General features: G+C 39.0%; 17 protein-coding genes. 5 read left to right on the top strand and 12 right to left on the bottom strand.

The window, feature by feature from the left end:
* Window positions 1-18: 18 nt before the first annotated feature.
* From AN490_RS04000 to AN490_RS03990, 3 genes are all read right to left on the bottom strand, one after another.
* Complete coding sequence (locus AN490_RS04000; RefSeq protein WP_300000208.1) at window positions 19-318, bottom strand: pentapeptide repeat-containing protein; 300 nt, start codon at window positions 316-318, stop codon at window positions 19-21.
* 597 nt (window positions 319-915) lie between these two features.
* Window positions 916-2,388, bottom strand: a complete 1,473-nt coding sequence (cobQ, locus tag AN490_RS03995; protein WP_168696872.1) for a cobyric acid synthase CobQ — start codon at window positions 2,386-2,388, stop codon at window positions 916-918.
* A 196-nt stretch (window positions 2,389-2,584) separates the two neighbouring features.
* Window positions 2,585-2,989 (bottom strand): Npun_F0494 family protein, encoded by a 405-nt coding sequence (locus AN490_RS03990; RefSeq protein ID WP_300000205.1) that lies wholly within the window; start codon window positions 2,987-2,989, stop codon window positions 2,585-2,587.
* Between the two features lie 148 nt (window positions 2,990-3,137).
* Between AN490_RS03990 and AN490_RS03985 the strand changes: the two genes are divergently transcribed.
* Window positions 3,138-3,575, top strand: a complete 438-nt coding sequence (locus AN490_RS03985) for a peroxiredoxin (protein ID WP_300000203.1) — start codon at window positions 3,138-3,140, stop codon at window positions 3,573-3,575.
* Between the two features lie 175 nt (window positions 3,576-3,750).
* Here the strand turns inward: AN490_RS03985 and AN490_RS03980 are convergent, their stop codons facing one another.
* Both AN490_RS03980 and AN490_RS03975 read right to left on the bottom strand, forming a co-directional pair.
* The gene (locus AN490_RS03980; protein ID WP_300000201.1) at window positions 3,751-4,155 is read right to left on the bottom strand and encodes a hypothetical protein; all 405 of its coding nucleotides are present in this window, start codon (window positions 4,153-4,155) and stop codon (window positions 3,751-3,753) included.
* Window positions 4,156-4,176: 21 nt separating this feature from the next.
* Window positions 4,177-5,061 (bottom strand): ABC transporter permease, encoded by an 885-nt coding sequence (locus tag AN490_RS03975; protein WP_300000200.1) that lies wholly within the window; start codon window positions 5,059-5,061, stop codon window positions 4,177-4,179.
* 205 nt (window positions 5,062-5,266) lie between these two features.
* Here AN490_RS03975 and AN490_RS03970 point away from each other — a divergent pair, with 205 nt between their 5' ends.
* Window positions 5,267-5,617, top strand: coding sequence for a DUF6464 family protein (locus tag AN490_RS03970; protein ID WP_015078422.1), 351 nt, complete (start codon window positions 5,267-5,269; stop codon window positions 5,615-5,617).
* A gap of 63 nt (window positions 5,618-5,680) precedes the next feature.
* Here the strand turns inward: AN490_RS03970 and fmt are convergent, their stop codons facing one another.
* A complete protein-coding gene (gene fmt, locus AN490_RS03965; protein WP_300000196.1) occupies window positions 5,681-6,682 on the bottom strand; it encodes a methionyl-tRNA formyltransferase in 1,002 nt (333 codons plus the stop codon).
* 719 nt (window positions 6,683-7,401) lie between these two features.
* Here fmt and AN490_RS03960 point away from each other — a divergent pair.
* The 3 genes from AN490_RS03960 (at window position 7,402) to AN490_RS03950 (ending at window position 11,553) form a co-directional block, all read left to right on the top strand.
* Window positions 7,402-8,652, top strand: a complete 1,251-nt coding sequence (locus tag AN490_RS03960) for a hypothetical protein (RefSeq protein ID WP_300000194.1) — start codon at window positions 7,402-7,404, stop codon at window positions 8,650-8,652.
* A gap of 625 nt (window positions 8,653-9,277) precedes the next feature.
* Window positions 9,278-10,411: a DNA cytosine methyltransferase gene (locus tag AN490_RS03955; protein ID WP_271821644.1), complete on the top strand. Its 1,134-nt coding sequence runs from the start codon at window positions 9,278-9,280 to the stop codon at window positions 10,409-10,411.
* Window positions 10,412-10,443: 32 nt separating this feature from the next.
* Window positions 10,444-11,553, top strand: coding sequence for a hypothetical protein (locus AN490_RS03950; RefSeq protein ID WP_213711480.1), 1,110 nt, complete (start codon window positions 10,444-10,446; stop codon window positions 11,551-11,553).
* Between the two features lie 144 nt (window positions 11,554-11,697).
* Here the strand turns inward: AN490_RS03950 and AN490_RS03945 are convergent, their stop codons facing one another.
* The 6 genes from AN490_RS03945 to AN490_RS03920 form a co-directional block, all read right to left on the bottom strand.
* Window positions 11,698-12,987 (bottom strand): Glu/Leu/Phe/Val dehydrogenase, encoded by a 1,290-nt coding sequence (locus tag AN490_RS03945; protein WP_300000189.1) that lies wholly within the window; start codon window positions 12,985-12,987, stop codon window positions 11,698-11,700.
* Window positions 12,988-13,171: 184 nt separating this feature from the next.
* Window positions 13,172-14,650 (bottom strand): carotenoid oxygenase family protein, encoded by a 1,479-nt coding sequence (locus tag AN490_RS03940; RefSeq protein WP_300000187.1) that lies wholly within the window; start codon window positions 14,648-14,650, stop codon window positions 13,172-13,174.
* A 23-nt stretch (window positions 14,651-14,673) separates the two neighbouring features.
* Window positions 14,674-16,005, bottom strand: coding sequence for a folate/biopterin family MFS transporter (locus tag AN490_RS03935; RefSeq protein WP_300000185.1), 1,332 nt, complete (start codon window positions 16,003-16,005; stop codon window positions 14,674-14,676).
* A gap of 764 nt (window positions 16,006-16,769) precedes the next feature.
* Window positions 16,770-17,243 (bottom strand): plasmid segregation centromere-binding protein ParR, encoded by a 474-nt coding sequence (locus AN490_RS03930; protein WP_300000183.1) that lies wholly within the window; start codon window positions 17,241-17,243, stop codon window positions 16,770-16,772.
* A gap of 5 nt (window positions 17,244-17,248) precedes the next feature.
* Window positions 17,249-18,400, bottom strand: a complete 1,152-nt coding sequence (locus AN490_RS03925) for a ParM/StbA family protein (RefSeq protein ID WP_271823011.1) — start codon at window positions 18,398-18,400, stop codon at window positions 17,249-17,251.
* A gap of 364 nt (window positions 18,401-18,764) precedes the next feature.
* Window positions 18,765-19,847: a Gfo/Idh/MocA family oxidoreductase gene (locus AN490_RS03920; RefSeq protein ID WP_271823012.1), complete on the bottom strand. Its 1,083-nt coding sequence runs from the start codon at window positions 19,845-19,847 to the stop codon at window positions 18,765-18,767.
* Window positions 19,848-20,001: the final 154 nt, after the last annotated feature.

The raw sequence follows: 20,001 nt of genomic DNA, 5'->3' as shown, positions 1-20,001 counted from the left end.
GGGAATTTGTTGATCAACTTATTGAAGACTTGGACAAACAGTAATATATGGATAGTTATGGGTAGAAATTATCAAGCTGTTTCTACCCCCTCTCAAGTCAGCCCTACTCAGGTCAGCACCACACAGGATACCACTCAGGTCAGCATTACTTAGGTCAGCATTACTTAGGTTAGCATCTCTCAGGTCAGCATCACTCAGGTTAGCCCCTCTCAAGTCAGCCTCAGTCAGGTCAGGTATTATATCTGGATTTTCCTCTCTCCACTCATTCCAAACCCCTACCCCCTGCTTCAGTATTGCTAAATGCTCTGGATTTGCCATAATCTAGTTTTTATACCTAAAATTGCCAATATTCGGATTTTAACCTAATTTCATTAAGTTTAATCAAAATAGCGATCGCATTTGGCGTTAACTAGCGATCGCTATTAGTATTCATCAAATTTTTGAAAGTGAACGTTTAACCAAAATTTTAACTTAGATCAAAAGATTTCTACTTAGGGCTTGCTGAAAAAGTCTTTTCGTGAGAAATCCGGGTCAGGAGTCACCGAGTCAGGAGGAAGAATTAGAAGGAGAGAAGAATGGTTTCAATCCTTATTCCTTGCACCTAATTCACTTTTTTAACCGGGAAACTCTTAATCTATCTAGGTTTTCGGTTTATTCAGCAAGCCCTACTTATGTATAAGATGGTAAGATGTGTTATTTATAAACACAACCGTGATCTTTCAGTTATAAATAATCTTTTTGTAACACATATTTTGAATCACATATGTGACATATATGCAATTGAAAAATTAAATCTCCCCTTGCCAAAATTAAGTACGAATCAAAAATTAAATCCCCATTTATAACAATAAAATGGGGGTTATTTAACTTTTTATTGATTCAACTCACATCAGATGAACTAACAAACATTTTAATCTATATAAACTGTGTTAAGTCTAAATGCTCTTCAATTTGAGTAGCTAAAGAATCTAACATTTGCTCTCGCTGTTCTTTGTAGTTAGCCACACCTGTGGGTAAAGATTTCAAACCCCGTTGTTGCCGGAGACGATTTACCCAAGCCCGTCGCCAAGGTCCATTATCAAAAATTCCATGTAAATAAGTTCCCCAAACCGATTGACAACTATCTACTAACCCTAAATTAGCATCATCAAATAAGGGTTGACAGGATTTTTGATCTGCTGGGTTTTCTATGCGCGAGCGCCCTTGGTGAATTTCAAACCCAGTCACAGGTAAACCCGCTTGGGGATAATTGGAAGTAACTTGACGCTGACGGGCAATTTTTTGACCTGTAATGACTGTCTTTATAGGTAATAAATTTAACCCTTGATATTTACCAGATTGTCCTTCCATTCCTTCTGGATCAGCTATAGACTGCCCCAACATTTGAAAACCGCCACAAATGCCTAAAACCGTGCCACCAGAAGCTGCATAGTTTTGAATTGCTTCTGCCATGCCGCTTTTTTGCAAGGTAATTAAATCAGCAATTGTGGTTTTTGTTCCTGGGATAATTACTGCATCTGGATGTCCTAACTCTTGCTTAGGATGCAAGTATTTTACCGTTACTGATGGTTCTGATTCCAAGGGATCAAAATCGGTGAAATTGGCAATTCTTGGTAAACGAATCACCGCAATGTTTAGTTCAGAGTTAGCTTTTGCTGGTTTGCGTTCTAGTAAATCTAGGGAGTCTTCCGCTGGGAAAACTTGTTCTAAATAGGGAATAACACCAACCACAGGTATACCTGTCCGTTCTTCTAACCATTTAATTCCGGGTTCGAGAATTGAGCGCTGTCCTCGAAATTTATTAATGACGACTCCTTTAATTAAGGCGCGTTCGTCTGGATCTAATAGTTCTAATGTGCCGACGACATGAGCAAATGCTCCACCTCTATCAATATCAACTACTAATAAAGTAGGTGCATTTAAATGTTTAGCAACCCGCATATTAGTTAAATCCCGGTGTTTGAGATTAATTTCGGCGGGACTACCAGCACCTTCACAAACTAGGGCTTCAAATTCCGTAGATAGGTATTGTAAACATTCTTTGATGGTCTGCCAACCGAGTTCAAAATATTGTTCGTAGTAGTCTGTGGCGCTAACTTTACCTATGGCTTTACCTTTAAGAATGATTTGGGATGTCATATCCCCCTGGGGTTTAAGTAAAATTGGATTCATTTCTACCAAGGGTACTACTCCCGCTGCCCAAGCTTGCACTGCTTGAGCATAGCCTATTTCGCCGCCACTGGCGGTAACATAGGCGTTTAAAGCCATATTTTGACCTTTAAAGGGGGATACTCGCAAGCCGCGCCGGGAAAGAATCCGACAAATAGCTGTGGTTATCAGTGATTTCCCTGCGTGGGATGTTGTTCCCACTACCATGATTGCTTTCATTTTTAATGATATTTTAGTATGTTGAGATTCGGTAGTGTATCTGTAAATAAGCTGTTATTTTTTTTAACTTGCATATCTCGTTATCTCGTTCCCAGTCTCAGACTGGGAATGTAGATGGCGGCTCTGCCGCTAGTGACATGAGGCAGAGCCTCAGCATTGGCATTCCTAGCCTCCGGCTAGGAACGAGGTCAAACTGTCAAAAGGGTAAACGTAACCAACGAGTCATAAAATCATTGTAGCGATCGCTCAGGGAAGGATTACGCAATTTCTGATCTTTTAACTTGACAATCAATTGATGACCCAAGGGAGTTAGGCGAAAACTGTCTGTAATGCCCTGTCCATCAACTTCTCGCCGCAATACTCCTACATCAATTAACCAGGCTAAAGCGTTTTCACAGGTCAATTCTGATAAGGGTTGCTTGGTGTAACTTTGCTGATTTCCTTTCTCCATTGCTATAGCACCTAGTTGGATACTTTGGCTAGTCATGGCTATAAACAAATTGAGGTTGAAGGGCGAACAGATTAGCGATCGCTCGGCTCTTTCTAGGGCTGTACTAGTATAAACTAAGGGTTTAAGGTTTGGGGAGTCCACAGTAGACATTTTTCATTACTCTAAGTTGTGCTTTTTGTCAATGCTTTGAAAATAAATACCTCTTTGGCAGAATATTCCGTAAGCAAGTTATTTAAATATTGTAAATTATTGTAAAATCTTGATTGCATAAAGATTTTTAAACAGGACAAAGTGAATTATGCCTCTATCAGTTGGTACAGACGCACCTGCATTTACCGCCAAAGACACTAACGGCAATACAATTTCATTATCTGATTTTGCTGGTAAAACAGTAGTTCTCTACTTTTACCCCAAAGATGACACACCAGGCTGCACCAAGCAAGCTTGTAGTTTCCGTGATTCTCAAGCTGAATACAAAGACAAAGATGTAGTTGTCTTGGGAGTAAGTGCTGATGATGAAGTTTCTCATCAAGCATTCACCAATAAATATAATCTGAATTTCCCCCTCTTGGCTGACACCGACAAATCTCTAATTACAGCTTATGATGTTGATGGTGGTGGTTACGCCAAGCGTGTTACCTACATCATTGATGGTAATGGCAAAATCATTGATGTTGATGCTGCTGTTAACACTACTACTCAAGCTAGTGATGTTTTAGCAAAACTGGGACTTTGATCATTAAGTATACTCAAAACGGCTTGATTGTTTGATTCTAAACGTAAGGGTTTAGCAGTGCTAAACCCCTACACATCTGGGTTCTTTGTCATTTGGCAAAAGTTTAAATCTCACCCGTGTTTAGTATAACTCCATAGGGGCGCAGGGTCTGCGCCCATTATTTCCCATTTAAGTGTTATTTACCTGATGATGGTAAAATCTGTAAGGGAAGTAGATTTTGTCCAGGGATAATGGCAGACGTGCCTGGATTTTGTTTTAGTTGAGGCTGAAGAAGTTTTTGTTGTGCAGTCCTGAATGCGGCTGCGGCTAGGTCTAGCTGTTGATTTTGTTCATCAGCATTCCATTGAATAGTTCCCATTTGTGCTTGATGAATCATGTTCATCATATCGAAACCTGAGCCATTGCCAGATAAAGGATTACTACTGCGATAGCCTTGCTGACCTAATGTATCACTTTCTAAACTACCAAAGGGTTGATTAGTATCAGCTAAGGTGGGTTTTACTACTAGCATAGAAGCAAAGCTAATCCCGGCGATAGTGGCAACAATAATTTTGTGAACTGGTAAAAATGGTCTTTTCATGAAATTTCTCCTTATATATTTTTAAGCAAGACTCCGGCGTAGTTGGGGTTGAATACTCAGTAAAGCCACTAATGCAAAACCTAGTAACACTAATAACGCTCCCCCAAAGGTAACATCACCCCAAAAGGCGTGCATTACTATATCATTTAATCCCCAACTGCTGTGTAGATATAAATAGCGAATCGGTTCAATCGCATAACTGAGAGGGTTGAGGGTAGCAATAACCTGTAACCAACCGGGCATAAAGGATAAAGGCGCTAAGGCTGTGCTGGCAAATAATAATGGTAGGTTAGTGACAAAAATTACGGCGATAAGTTCAATGTGTCCGGGTAATGCAAAGGCTAAACCCAAGGAAATAGCGGTGACACCCAAAGCCAGTAGAAAGACAATGAGAGCGATCGCACATAATCCTGTAAAATCAGGTAAGCCAGCCCCTAAAAATGCCGCTGCTGCCACAATTACCGCTGCTTGTAGTAAACTTTGGCTAATAATAAAAATAGCAGAAGCAAAAACAATTGAAAAGCGTGAGGCTAGAGGTGCAACCAGCAACCGATTTAAAAAGCCAAATTCCCTATCGAACATTACAGGTAACCCGGCATTCAAAGCCCCAGCAAAAGCAGTAAATACTATGACACCTGCTGCTAGAAATTGTCCGTAATTTGTCGTACTACCAAATAAGCCTGTGGGTGCATTTTGGAATAATGCCCCAAATAAAACTAACCACATGACAGGCTGAATAATCCCGGCTATCAGGCTAGAGGGACGGCGTTGGAGTTGAATAAACAGACGACGAGTTAAAGCAAAAGTTTCTTGAACAATTTCTGCGAAAAAATTGGAGGTTGTATCAGCAACTACAGGAGATGAGATTAATTGTTGCCAATTCACAGCTACTTTATCATTACTCATAGAATGTTAAAATTAAAAGGCATCAATTATAAACATTCCTGCAACTTGTTAGTTAACAAAAAATATTTATAATTCTTAACCCTATATTACAACGAATCCCCAACAAGATCAAAGTAGAGAAATTGCCATTTTGATGCTGTTACTGTCGAAGCCAAAATACTGCGATACTATACTCTATACATAAATCACATAATATAAACTGATCATGGAGCTAAATTCCTTACCGACAGAGGTAATTTTGACACATCCGCGTCAGTCTCTTGGTAAATTACAACTTGATTGGACACCCCAACCGGGAAATTATCTTGATTTTGCCGAAAAAACCTACGTAGTTTTAGAGCGTTGCCATAGATATCAGCTTAAAGGAGGACGCTATAGTTTACATAATATCGCTATTTACGTACAAAAAGCCCAAAGACCAGAACAGAAAAGTTTAGTAGAAGGACGTTGGGTTATAGGTGATGCTACCTGTAACTATAATGCTCTTTCAGAAATTATGCGTTGTGCAGTTAATCCAGAAGGACCTTGTAAATCTTGTCGGTTCTATGAAAGTTAGTTGTCAGTTGTCAGTTATCAGTTGTCAGTTGTCAGTTGTTCGTTGTTCGTTGTTAATTACCTATTACCCATTACCCATTACCTCACCGACAGTTAACCGAGTCCCATTGACAAAATCCCATCCTGACTGGGGACGTTTACCCGTTAGCTGTACTTCTCGCAATAGCAATAAACCTACCCCTGTTTGGACAATTGCTCCTAGTCCTTTAGTAATATTAACTACCTCTCCAGGCTGTCCTGATATGGTTGACAAATTGGGTATTTTATGAACTTTTCCTGGTAATGGCTCTGGTAACTCGTGAATATAGGCATCTTCTAGGGGGACAGTAGCAGTAATTTTCAATGCTTGGTTGCGAAAAGTTGCTGTACAGTTAGGATAAAATCCGCGAATTTGATTATGTAATTGGATGGCACTTTGTCCCCAGTCCAAGTTATAATCTGGCTTCTGAATCAAAGATGCGTAAGTAGCTGCGGTATGATCTTGGGGAATCGGTGTAACTTCTTGACGTTCTAGTTTGTATAGGGTTTCTATGAGTAAATCTGCACCAGTAATAGCCAACTTTTCGGCTAAAACCTGAGCATTATCTAGCAATTGAATTGGTATAGTCGCTTTTAGAAGCATATCCCCTGTATCCATGCCCCTATCCATGAGCATAGTTGTGATCCCCGTTTCTTTTTCTCCGTTATATATACTCCACTGAATTGGCGCAGCCCCTCGATACTGAGGTAAAATTGAACCATGTACGTTAATACAACCTAGCTTAGGCATATCTAATATCTTCTTAGACAAAATTTGCCCATAAGCAATAACCACAAATATATCTGCTTCTATCTGCTTGAGTTTTGTTAAGGTTTCAACATCTTTTTTAACTCTTTCCGGTTGCCATACTGGAATATGATGATCTGTAGCAAAGGCTTTCACTGGTGAAGGTGTCAGTTTATTCCCTCGTTCTCGACGTTTATCCGGTTGAGTGACTACGGACATCACCTGAAAATCCTTGTTTTCTAAGAGTTTTTCCAAAGTGGGAACTGCAAAGTCAGGAGTGCCAAAAAATACTATTTTCATTACTTATTAATTATTAATTACGAGTCATGAGTCATTAATCAATGGTAAGTGTGTTCCTCATCACTGACAACTGCGACATCTGAATATTAATAGAATTATGTTGAGAATTTTTGATTAAGGCAAGGAATTTTTGCAGTTTGATGGTATAGTGTTTACTATTGGTTCAGCGAAAACAGCCTCAATACATTATAATACTTGCGGTAATTAGTTCAACTATCGCCATTTGCATCTACTATTGATGATTTTTGTGTGTCTAGCTGTGTTTTGCAGTCAGTTATTTCTCTACGAAATCAAAATTATTCAATAATTACCCAAGTTAAAAATAAACTGTATTTGCTTAATCGCAGCATTTACGAGTCTAAATTCCAGTTTGTAGGTTGGGTGTATGAATTTAATGTTTTTGTTTATTGTTGATTGTGCAGCGGTTAATCTCAAGTTGCCAGCAATAGATAAGTTTTAGTTGAGTAAAGCTGTTTGTCTGGCTATAAACAGGGTATCTTATTTTAAACTGGCTTTAGCTAAGAATGTTTTCAAGAGCAAGAGCATATCTAAATCTTGGCTACTAGCTTTAGTCAATTAAAAATTCATCTATGTTCCACTTAATTGAATCAATTATCTCGTCGAAGCTTTTGGTTTGTTGGTAAACATATAGACATAGCTTTTTCCATTCCTGTATAGATACTGCCCGCACTTAGCAACTGCCCCTAGAGAGTCTCATCATGCTTAAACCCCTTTTGGTGTCAGAATGGTTCCGTGTTAAACCATTTTTCAAGTACATTGCCATTGTTATAGTAATTTCACCCTTCCTGGGAATGTCTATTCATGCTACCTTAGCGAAACAATCAGAAGTAGCAAATAGTAGGGCGAAAAATAGCAGATCTCAGATAAAATTGGCAGAAAGTGCTGCTACGAGGCAGTTAAGTTTACAATTTGCTCAAGTTAACTCTCACACAGGAAAAATACTTGTTGGTGAAGGAATACAGTCATTACCAAAAGATATAGTTATTTCAGGGGCAGAAAGAGAAAATTCTCAACTGGGGGATGATGTTGTTAGCAAAACTGTACCATCAGTTAATGTTGCACAACTTCAAAGCAAGACATCTATTAATCAAGCTAATTTAATTCAAAAATTAAAAGATGCCAAAGAAGAAACTGATTTAAATTCTCCAGTCAGTGGGAATTCTCAATCTCAAGAATTAGCAATATCAACAGTTACTCCTAAAAATGGAGAAATACCTGTTAGTGAACGGCCAAATGAGTCGGAAATGGCACAGACTGACCCTATAGGTAGTCCCCATCCGATACCTTGGCAATGGATTCTGGCTACTCAGGAAGCGATTGGTGCTAAAGGTGGTTCTGGTGTTCGCTACTATCGGAGTATTCCGGTGATTTCTCCTGATGGCAAATATGCGATTTATAGTCGGGTGCAAATGGAAGTAAAACCGGAAATGCACAATAGCCGAGTTAATAGCGTGTTGTTTGTGGAAGATAAACAAACTAAGCGGTTACGGGTGATGACATCAACCAGTGTGGTGATTGATCCCCTGTTAAAAAGACAGGCAATTTCGTCAGCACAAGGGGATAATGATGGTAAAATTGGGGTATTAGTGCCTGTTAGCTGGTCTGAAAAAGGCGATCGCTTTCTCGCCCGTAAGTTTGTGGCTATTTTTAATACAGCAGATGCTACAGATCAGGCTGTAATTTGGAATCGTCAACAGGATAATCTCAATGTGGTTAGTCCTGTACAATCACAAGATGATCACGAAAAAATAGCTATTTTGTTAGGTTGGAGTAAAAAGCAGCCTAATAATGTATTATTCCGTGCTGGTGAATTAGGTGAAGAAAATTGGCCTTTGTTACAAGTAGCTAATGATGGCAGAACTGTAGATATCTCGGCAGAAGGTGATCAGGCTGTGACTTTTGGTGAAAAAGGTAGCATTTGGGCAGATCCACAAGTTGCTTCGCGCTAATTGATTAATTGCCCTCAAAATGGCTTAATCGTGTGATTCTCTAGTAGTCTGTCAATCCAAAGATGACGGGTAAAGGCAAGCAGGGGGAGAAGAGGGGCAGGGGAAGTAGGAGAGGGAAAAACAGAAGTTTTTTCCTATCATTACCCGTCAAAATAAATTTGACGAACTACTAGGTAGGGGTTTAGCACTGCGCTTTACCATTACACATTTAGTTTTTCCCTAATCTTGTAAAAGTCCATTTCCCAGTTGTGTCCCTCTTCCCGTCCTTCCTCTTTAATTTCCCGATAAACTCGCGTTTCTTTGAGCGTTATTCCTAACATAGATTCTACCTCTTTGATTTGCAAGGTGATGTTATTGACCTGTTATACCAAATTAGTTTGCTGATGAATCGCGCTAGTACAGCAATCAGTAAAGAATAAACTTTTGTCCAAAAATTACTCTTGCGAATCAATACTAGTTTAGTATGGTAGGATGGCTGAGTGGTGTGAAATTTTGGAATTAATTGTACAGTAATTAATTTCTTTTTACATACCCATTCATGAACAGTTTTAGAGAATCAAAATTATTTTGATCCTCATATAAGTATTACAAAATAACAAATATCTGTATAATAACACTAATTCATATGTTTTCTGCTTTATCTCTTTTTTCAGGTGCCGGTGGGATGGATATTGGTGTTCGTCAAGCTGGTTTTGATATATTAGCTTGTATTGAAATTGATCCCTACTGTTACCAAACTTTACAAAGTGCTATTGAGAGAGAATGTCTGAAAACTGCTCTTCTTCAGAAAGATATCAAGCAAATTCAACCATCTCAACTAATGAAGGATTTGGACTTACAATCTGGTGAGTTAGACTTATTGTTTGGTGGTAGTCCTTGTCAAAGTTTCTCTCAAGCTGGTAAGCATGGCTCTTTAAATGATCATCGCGGTTTGCTTCTATTTGAGTTTGTTAGATTTGCAGAAGCTTTAAAGCCTAAAGTAATTGTTATTGAGCAAGTGAAAGGTTTATTGAAAGCCCAGGATAAATCTGGTAAAGTTGGAGGTGTTTGTGAAGCTATCACAAGCCAGTTAAAAGAATTGGGATATAGATTAAAAGTAAGAATTATTAATTCAGCTAACTATGGTGTAGCTCAAGTTAGAGAAAGAGTTTTTATGATTGCCATAGAAACAGGGAAAAATTTTGATTTTCCGTTGCCAACTCACGAAAAGTTAGACAATCAGTTTTCGTTATTTCCTCTCAATCAATATGTCACAGTTGGACAAGTTATACAAGGATTAGGTAGTCCTTCAAAAGATAAAAATAACCAACCGGAAGATAGCCATATAGATATTACACCAGCCGGAGATATAAGGCGTATTCATGGAGTACCGGAAGGTTCTTTCTTGGCTAAAGAATTGCATCTTCCAGAAACTCAAAGATGCAATCTGACAAAGAAAGATACAACTAAATTTCGTAGGCTTTCTTTTTCTGAACCTTCACTAACTCTAAGATGTGGAGAAATTTTCTTTCATCCTGTTGAAGATAGATATCTTACTCCACGCGAATATATGCGTATTCACGGATATCCTGATAATTATTTCCTGAAAGGTCCTGTTCGAGGTCGTTCAGGTAAAGTTAGGTATCTAGATCAGCATCGGCAAATTGCTAATTCAGTGCCTCCACCAGTTGCTTACGCTATTGCAACGGAGATTACTAAATTTCTTACTCCAAAAACAGTCCTGAATGAGTCGTCGAAGTCAGAGTTTATTCATGTTTAAATATTAAAATTACTGCAATCAATACTTACATAATGCCTACTATCTTTGAATTATTTGGTTTTCCTGTAGATGACCGTAGTGAAGAAGTTGAGATCATACGAAAATCTCGTCAATGTCCATTTATGGGTGCAACTTGTGACGGTGGAGGAAATCGCTATCAAACCAAAATTAAACTTACACAACAAGAATCGCTGACTCACTACTTTAATAGTGATGTCACCGAAGTTATACCTGGTGTGTGTTCAATTCAATCAGGTCAGGATATTTGGGTTGTATGTCCACATCGATTATTTTCAGCAAAATTTGATGGTGAAGGTGTACCTTCTATTAATCGTGCTGTGCAGCAATACGAGCGTGATCTACTAATTCATGCAGGGTTGCCGACTGGAACTGATATTGGTGCTTGGGCAGAAGTATCTTTAAAACATCGAGTAGCTGATGCGGAAATCAACTATCATTTTGATTATGTTTTAGCTCCATTAGTTGAAACTTCTTTGAACTCATTATTGAAGCAAAGTTGTTTTTTAGGATCAACTAAAGAAGATTTAGATGATCTTATTAAAGTAGCAAAAAAGAGCGGCTATTTTCAAGACATAAAGAAAAATCTAGCTGATGTCTCAATTCTTATTCCAGATATTTATAATCCTTTTATTCTAGAAGTTATGACCGCTAGTACAAGTGGTTCTGATACTGAAAATTCTACAGATATGCGAAGTGCATTTCGTAATGCCTTGCTAGTTTCTGAGCATACCAGCCCAGGAATTAATAAGCGCCAAGTTTGGGGTCGCATGGTGACACAATTGTTTGCAAAGACAGCATTAGCACATGAATGGAATGGACAAACTATCTGGGTTATTCAAGATGCCTTGCTTCGCAATATTGAACTTACTACTCGTCTAAAAACTGTCGATGTACCAAGCAATCCACAACGGAATATTAGTCTAGTGATCATGCAATATTTTACTGGTATAGATGGTAAAAAGCAGATGTCGCTTCAAGCTACTATAGATGGTGATGCAGGTATAAATTTTGATGGAAGTAATACTTTTACTGACATTTTGTTACCTAAACTAGCTCCTCCAAAAGTTGAGTTACTAAAAGCAATTCTGAGAAGGAAACTGAATGCAATATTTAGACTGTGAAGTAGTTTAAAAGACGCTGCACAGTAGCGATATTGTCACGGAATCAGCAAAACTATTACTGGTAGATGACGTACAAGGGTTGAAAAAAAGGTGCGTTAGGCTAAAGCCATAACACACCCCAATTAAACTAGATTACAAATACAACTAAGGATACAAACCCCGATCATTCAAAGCTTGCGCGACTCTACCTACACCCAAAGTATAAGCAGCTAATCGCAGATTTACCCCCCGTGCTTGCGACTCATGAATCACCTTGCGGTAAGCCTGAACCATCAAATGTTCCATTTCCCGGTTAACTCGTTCTTCGTCCCAGAATAGGTAAGAAAGACCTTGTACCCATTCCAAATAACTCACCACCACACCTCCAGCATTGGCTAAAATATCCGGTAACACAGTCACTCCCTGGGCTTCTAGAACGCGGTTAGCTTCCAAAGTCACCGGACCATTAGCAGCTTCTGCAACAAATCTGGCTTGAATTTGATGAACATTTTCTGCGGTAATTTGGTTTTCCAAAGCGGCGGGGATCAAGACATCACAAGGTAAAGTTAGTAAATCTGCATTACTTATGGGTGTCCCTTGGGGAAATCCCACCACACTGCGGCGGTTTGCAGCAGAGTAGGCTTTGACAGCGGAAATATCAAGGCCAGCTTCAGAAAATATACCACCCGCACCACTGGAAACAGCGATAATTTTCGCTCCTTCTTGGTGTAGTAATTCTGCCGCAGCCCCGCCCACATTACCGAAACCTTGAATTGCTACCCTTACTCCCACAAGGGATTTACCCTGATCTGCAAGTGCTTCACGGACAATAATCATGACACCACGTCCGGTCGCCATTTCGCGTCCTAGAGAGCCACCAATAGATAAAGGTTTACCTGTAACTACTCCAGGTACAGAATGACCAACATTGACAGAGTAAGTATCCATCATCCACGCCATTTCTCGCGCTGATGTTCCCATGTCTGGGGCGGGTATATCTACTGATGGTCCAATGTCCTTAATTAATTCACTAATATAACGGCGGCTAATCCGTTCTAATTCCCCCACACTGAACTTTTTGGGGTCTATGGGAATTCCCCCTTTGCCACCACCATAGGGAATGCCTAACAATGCACATTTCCACGTCATCAGCATTGCTAGGGCGGATACTTCCCGTAATGTCACCGCTTCATGGTAACGAATCCCACCTTTATAGGGTCCTAAAATATCCGAATGTTGTACCCGATGTCCTGGGAAAACCCGGATTTCGCCATTATCCATTTTTATGGGAATGGAAACTGTAACAACTTTTCGTGGATGACTGAGTATTTCTACGATACCTTGATCTAATTTTAATTCTTTAGCCGCCCATTCTAAATAGCTACAAGCTTGATCATAAGGGCAAATATGCGCCGGAGAATGATTTTCCATAAGTGGGAGAGATGTTGTCACCATAATACTTACTCCTCATCACAGTATCTTCGTAAACCGGATTGATATAGTTAGCTTATCCTCTTTTTGAGAAAAGATATCAATTTTGTAGTTTTTGTTACAATTTTATTTTTTTTGTAAGATACTCCGCGATATCCCCGACTTCTTAGAGAAGTCGGGGATCTGAGGGTTACTAGTTAAAATGGACTCAACCCAAATTTTCGATAAATGTCTCTTGTGTAAAACTCCCATGTAAACCATAAGGAATATGATGTTTAAGGTGTAATTTAGCAATTGCACCTTTTTGCAGGTTTTGGGCATCTAAAATCACTACATCAGAACGATGATGTTCTGCATCATAAACTAACGCTATTAACCACCCATCATCTTCTGTTTGGGAATTTGGACGAGGAATAAAAATTGGTTCCCCTATAAAACCTCGCGGTGCTGCACTCCATAGTTGTTTTCTTCCTGACTCTAAATCTACCTTAAAAATGGCTTGTAATGGTGCATTCACCGTTGATTGATGAGCGGCAGCACTATATAAATAACGATAGGATTTACCTACGTAATTCGGGTGAATTGTGGGAAATTCGGTGGGACGAGGATCTATTAACTGATTTTGCACTTTATTCTCTGATAAATTCAGATTAAATCGCCATAGTTGGGGAGGTGAATTTGTATCAAAATCAGTTTTTCGATAATCGCTATTGGGTTCGACTTCTGTTAATGATTCATAGCAAATGGAATCAATGATAATTTCATTACCCACTTCAAAAGCATTAACATGATGGAAAATAAAACCGGCTTGGGTTTCTAAAACTTTGACATTTTCACTTTGTGTTTTGCGAGGGATAATAATAATTCTTGTGGGTTGATTTTTTTGAAATTTAATACATTGGGCTGCGCTGGATATTCCCAAAGCAAAAGGTATGGGGTTAAAATCAACAGGATTTTGAAAGAAGATACAGTAATTTTCTGTAATTACAAAATCATGAATAAAACAAAAACCAGGAACGCTATGATTTTGTTTGCTGGTAATTTCCCCATTTGTGTTCAATTCAAAGATTGTAATTGTGGTTGATAGTCCCGGTTTAATAGCAAAGTTGACTAAGGTGCCATTTGGATCAATTCGTGGGTGGGCACTAAAGGCTTCTCCTTTGGATAAAACACCGTTAAAATATTCATTTCCTAATGTTTCTAAGGTTTGGGGATTAAGTGAATAAGGTTCGGCTGCTTCCCATAATGCTAAGAGTTTTTTACCCCAATAAATCACATTTGTATTAGCAATGTTTTTAATTTTTAAATCAAAAATGTTAGCTAACCAACCACCAGGTTTTTGTGTACCAAAAACACCACGATAAAGAATTTTACCCGCTTTCTGTTCTGCTAAATAACCGGCTGTTTGCACAAATCGGTTACGAAAATGGGCGCGGCCATTGGTAAATGTAATGCGGCTAATCATTCCGTCACCATCAAAAGGATGATGTAATCTTTCCTTGTTGATATCTAATAAACCAGCCCCGTTCCTAAATAATGTTCCTGCTAATTCTGGAGGAATTTCTCCTTCTATATCATCAATCCAATAGTCATATTCTTCGGTAAGAGATTCATATCCTCCTTGCCAGTCTTTGAGGGTATAGGATTTCTCTAAAACTTGACTATCTTGGGGTTCTAATATTTGCATTTTTTGTTTGCTATGCTGAAAAACTAGATTGATTGACTATGCTCAATCTCAATTTTAGCATCTGGTAGCCAGTTAATAAAAAATATTGGGATAAGTGAGCTACAGTTAGTAATAATGATTAACAACCATAATGAATCAAATTGATGTTCTGTGATTCCCAACCATTTCATCATGATTGATCCTAATGCGTAAGAAACTGTTCCTCCTAAATTAAATACAGACATTATTAAAGCAAAGAATGTGGCCTCTATGCCGGGAGGACAAAGTTTTGTTGATAATACTAATATAGGCATAAATAAAACTTGCCCAATCACAGTAATAATTAAACTATCACCTAAACTGAACCAATGATCATCTATTCCTAAAAGTCTGTTGGTATGAGTTACTAATAATAAAGTTGTCATTCCTAAAGCTGTGGATAGAAAAATCCCCCAACTAAACATAATTCTAAAGGGGATAGTTTTCAGGTAACGTTGAAAAGCCCAAACTCCAATTAAGGAAGCAAAACTGGTGACTAACCGAACTCGCCCTAAAAATTCTGGTTGAAATTGTAGTTCGTTAGTTGTAAAATAGAAAAATGCTGATTCGGCATTTGGTGTAGCGTGCCAAACAAATATAAATGCTGTTGGTAGCCAAATTGCTTTCTGCGTAATAGCTTGGCGTATTTGTCCTAATTGATATTTTGTGTTATTGCTTTTTTTATCATCTTTATTAATAGGTTTTTCGGAAATTAACCAAGCTACACATGAGATAATTAGCGGGAATAATGCTGTTATTAAAAATACTGTACGGTTGGTAAAATATTCTAAAAGTAAGCCGCTAAGGTAAGCTGTACACAAGCCACCTATAGCTGAACTACCCCAACAAAGAGATTGTAAAGAACCTATTTTGGCTTCTGATTCACTTCTAGCTCTTTCAACTACTATGGAATCAACTATCACATCACTAATAGCTACAGAGAGAGAAGAAAGTACAATCATAATTGTGGCTGTTGTGCTAGTATGAACTGTTGTTCCTAAACATACCAAAGCCGCACTTCCCAAAATTCCAGATAGGACTATATAAGGCTTTCTATGGTAGCCAAATAATGGTAAACTATCAGAAATAAAACCATATAATGCCTTAGTCATCCAAGGTATGGTACTGATGCCCACGATTACTGACATCTGCACTGGACTTAATAGTAATTCATCTTTGAGAAAAAAGCTAACAGCTAAACGGGATAATGCCAAGATGCCTTGAACAAAATAGATGGTAAGAATTGCTATTAACTCAGCACTAGGTTCGTTACCTAAGAGAATTTTTTGGGTTAGTAAATCTTTGAATTTGGGTAAGGTAGAGGAGTCATTTAGCATTTGGATGAATAACAATTAAGTTTTATTTACTTTTATATCATAGATTTTTAAATTGGGGATAAGTTTTTATTAATTATGAATAAAAGCGAACAACCATGTTCAATGAATTGCAATACTTTTGATACATTTATAGAATTTGTATAAGAGGATGTTTTAAAAGTTTTTAATGTGTAAACAAACCCCTCTCCAAACCTCTCCCCTACCAGGAGAGAGGCTTTAAAACCCCCATTCCCTTGTAGGGAAGGGGGGGAGTGGGGTTAGGTTTTTGGAGATTATGGGTTTCATATAATACTTTTCAAACAACCTCTAAGTTTATCTACCAAAGGACATTCCGCAGATGTGACTGATGATTATTGATAAGTAATCAGACAAAATTAATTAGATAGTTTTCTGCAAATTCTCTGAGAATTTTTTTAACAAATGCGACGAAAGTTTTCCAATCTTTCTAAGAGGGTGTTTGAAACCTTTTTCGCGTGGGATCTTATCCCCCTAAATCCCCGTTGAAAAGGGAGACTTTGAGGAATTTAGCCCCCCTTTGTAAGGGGGGTTGGGGGGATCTCGATTAATTCTGATACTTTTCAAACATCCTCTAAGCAAAGCCAAAAATTTCTATTTACTACTTTCAGCAAGCCCTATCTACATCTTTGTGGTCAAATAAACAAAATATCCCACCAATAATGCCGAAATGGCTTATGGGTGGGAATCATGGTAGTTTAGTTAAGAATTTTTCTCCAAGTAAAAACTAGGTTCTTCCCGGTTTTTTCTTAGAAATCATCAAGAAACTGACCAATACGACTAATTACAGGGTCTACTTCTTGAGGTATGGCTGGTGCCATGGCTGGTGCCACGCTAACGCTATCAGAAGGAATACAAGTAAGTGGTTCCTGATTCAGGATGATTGTCAACTTTGCTACTTGTTGAGTAAGTTGCAACATTTGACTTTCCATAGACTCCAAACGATGAGACTCTTTAGCGAAAAAACGTTCTTCAAAACCAGCTATTTGATTTTGGATCTCACCGATTTTTTGTTCAACCGTGGTTACATTTGCTATCTTAGAAGTTAGTTGTACAGGTTCTGGGACACACAAAAAGTTCCAAAGAGCCTCTTTGCACAGGTCACTGAAAGTTTTATCTGGCTGTGTCTCTAAGTAGTTTTCCACCTGCGCTAACAAGCTCTCATCAGCAATTTCTGGATTGAACGTAACGGATTTAACTACCTTTTTTGACCATTGGAACATCGGTTTTATGACCTAGCACGAACAGCAGCAGATAATTGCGCTTCTCCATAAATATACTGCCCCAAAGCATTAGCCTGGCGAGAAGGTGCAGCTAAGTAAGCGTTGATTTGAGCTTCTTTGAGCAGACGTTGGACATCTTCCCAGAAAAATTCTCCACCACCACCTGTAATAATCACATCAGTTACCCGCTCTGGCAACCACGCTAACACACGAGAGCAAATTTCCCGTGAAAACTGTTCTTTGAGGTTAGGCAGAAAATCATCTAAATTGGTAGGTTTACTAGCACCTTTAGGACGATAAAAGCGATCGCCTTTAGGCTTATTAACCGCAGAAATCAGTGCCAAAGATTGACTATCAGCACCCTGTACTTCCGCAGCTACCAGTTCATAAAACTTGCTCATACCAAAGTCTTCACTCTTAGAAGCAGCCCTGGCAAAGCGGAAATTATCCACCATGATCATATCAATGGTTTGGTGGCCAATATCAACAATCCCCACAGATATTTTCGTAAAATCGGGAACTGCTGTGCCTTTATTAGGTTGAGTTTCTGACCACAGCAAACTACCATAGCCTTCGGGCATTACCCAGACTTTGCTAATATTCAAAGCTATGGATTCACCTCGGAAATTCAATACATGAGGTCCAGTTACCAAGCTAGTTAACTGTGCCTTTTCTTTTTCAAATTGTTCCAACGATAAGAACGGTAAACCCAGGACAACGAAAATTTCATCTCTGAGTTTAAAGTACCCGGCAGATGATAATACTTTGACCAGAGCATCTTCGACCTTAGATTGGCCAACGCCAAGATTAGCCCCAAAATCGGCGGCTAATTGCCCTACAGCATAACCACTACCTTGATACTCCAGCCACAAATCCATCAGTGGGTCAGTTGCCTTAGCCTCAAATACACCGCCGCGAATTTGCTCAATTGATGTTTGCTTGACATTGGCAGGAATGAAAGCCACATTACCGGGTTCACGGCTCACACAAGTCTTTGTAGAGGTTCTACCTAAATCCACACTCAGAATAGTTTTACCGGTAATATTGCTTGGCTTTCCAGGATTTACCGAATTCATGGGTGTCGCTGCTGCTGGTTGACGGTTCATGGAAATGGCAGCGGCATTCATTGGATTGGCTACGGGGGGTTGGTCTGTCATGAAATCTCCTCTTTAAAAAGTTATCATGCTCATCTTACAAAAAAGGTGAGCTCCAAAAAATTTTAGGTTGGGTTAAGTGTAACTAGAAATACGTGAAAATTGAGAATAGGCAATGGTCAATTTTCGATGATTTAGCATTTTTGATGGCGGTTTTCGGTAGATGTCCGGCTTTTCTTCCTGATTTGGTGTTTTTACGCTTGTAATTGATTTGCCAACAAATCAACACTATAGCAAGTAGTCCTACTTTAATTGCTAAAATTAGTTGCAGAAGATTATTTTATCAATACTCCTGAGTTCTGACTCCTGATATAGTGGGAGAAAAAATCATTAATTTCCCCCCACTGCCAGTTTTAGCTACATCTAACTAAATGCTTGATGTCAACGATTGAACTCTGGATTCCGAAGACCACTCTAATGGATTCCAAACTCTTTCTTCTAAAGCCATTTGCTCAATTAAACTAGCCAAACGTAAAGCTTTGAGAGCTTGTTCACCACCGACAGAAGGCTGATTGCCACCACGGACACAGTTGACAAAATGCTCTAATTCTGCACTGAGAGGCTGAACATTACTGGTATAAACCTTTTCGATTAAACCATCTTGTCTATAGAGGACTTTTTGGTGGTCAATCAGAGGATTTATCGATGTTTGCCGATGTACCAATATCTCATTAGTGAGAAAATCTGCTTCTGTAAATGAATTTTTACAATGGGCAACTAAGCGGCGAATTTTGCGATGAGTAACTTTGCTGGCTGTAAGCGTGGCAACAACACCATTGGCAAACCCCAAGGTGGCAGTTACATAATCTAAATAACCTGAGTCTAAAGAACGAGTCCCACTAGCAGTCAATTTTACTACTGGTGAGGCGGCTAATTCTAGCAGCAAATCAATGTCATGGATCATTAAATCCAGGACTACGGAAACATCATTCGCCCGCGCTGAATAAGGACTCATGCGGTGAGATTCTAAAGCCAAAACTTCCTCGGTTTTGAGGACTTGGGTGAGTTCCCTGAAGGCGGGATTGAATCGCTCAATGTGACCAACTTGCAAAATACACTGAGATTCGGCCGCAGCATTAACTAGAGATTCTGCTTCAGAAATACTAGCCGCTATGGGTTTTTCAATTAAAACATGGATTCCTGCTAACAAACAGTTGATACCCACAGCATAGTGAAGCCGTGTAGGTACAGCAACACAAATTGCATCTACATGAGGTAGTAAGTCGCAGTAATCTTCAAAAAACCGGACTTTGTATTTGCTGGCAGTTTCTAAACCACGTTCGACGTTAATATCGGAAACGCCGACTAGTTCCACATCTTTCATGGAACTCAGGACGCGGGTATGATGTTGTCCCATGTTGCCAACCCCAATCACACCTATACGGATGTGATGCGGCTGACTGCGCTGTGAATATAGATTTGGTTCTGACACTGATATGCTATCTTGCACTATTGTTCTCTCCTCAACCACCAAATTTAGAGACGCTACGGTCGTTGGCCTTTGTACTTAAACGCCAGGTTTGATTTGTCTTAAACCATCCAGATGGTAACATAGTGATTATCTTTATGAAGAATTTCAAAGTTTGGGTTCAGTTCCCGCCATC

Source organism: Anabaena sp. AL09 (genome assembly GCF_001672255.1).
Lineage (GTDB): Bacteria > Cyanobacteriota > Cyanobacteriia > Cyanobacteriales > Nostocaceae > Dolichospermum > Dolichospermum lemmermannii.
This window is presented reverse-complemented; position numbering and strand designations above follow the sequence as displayed.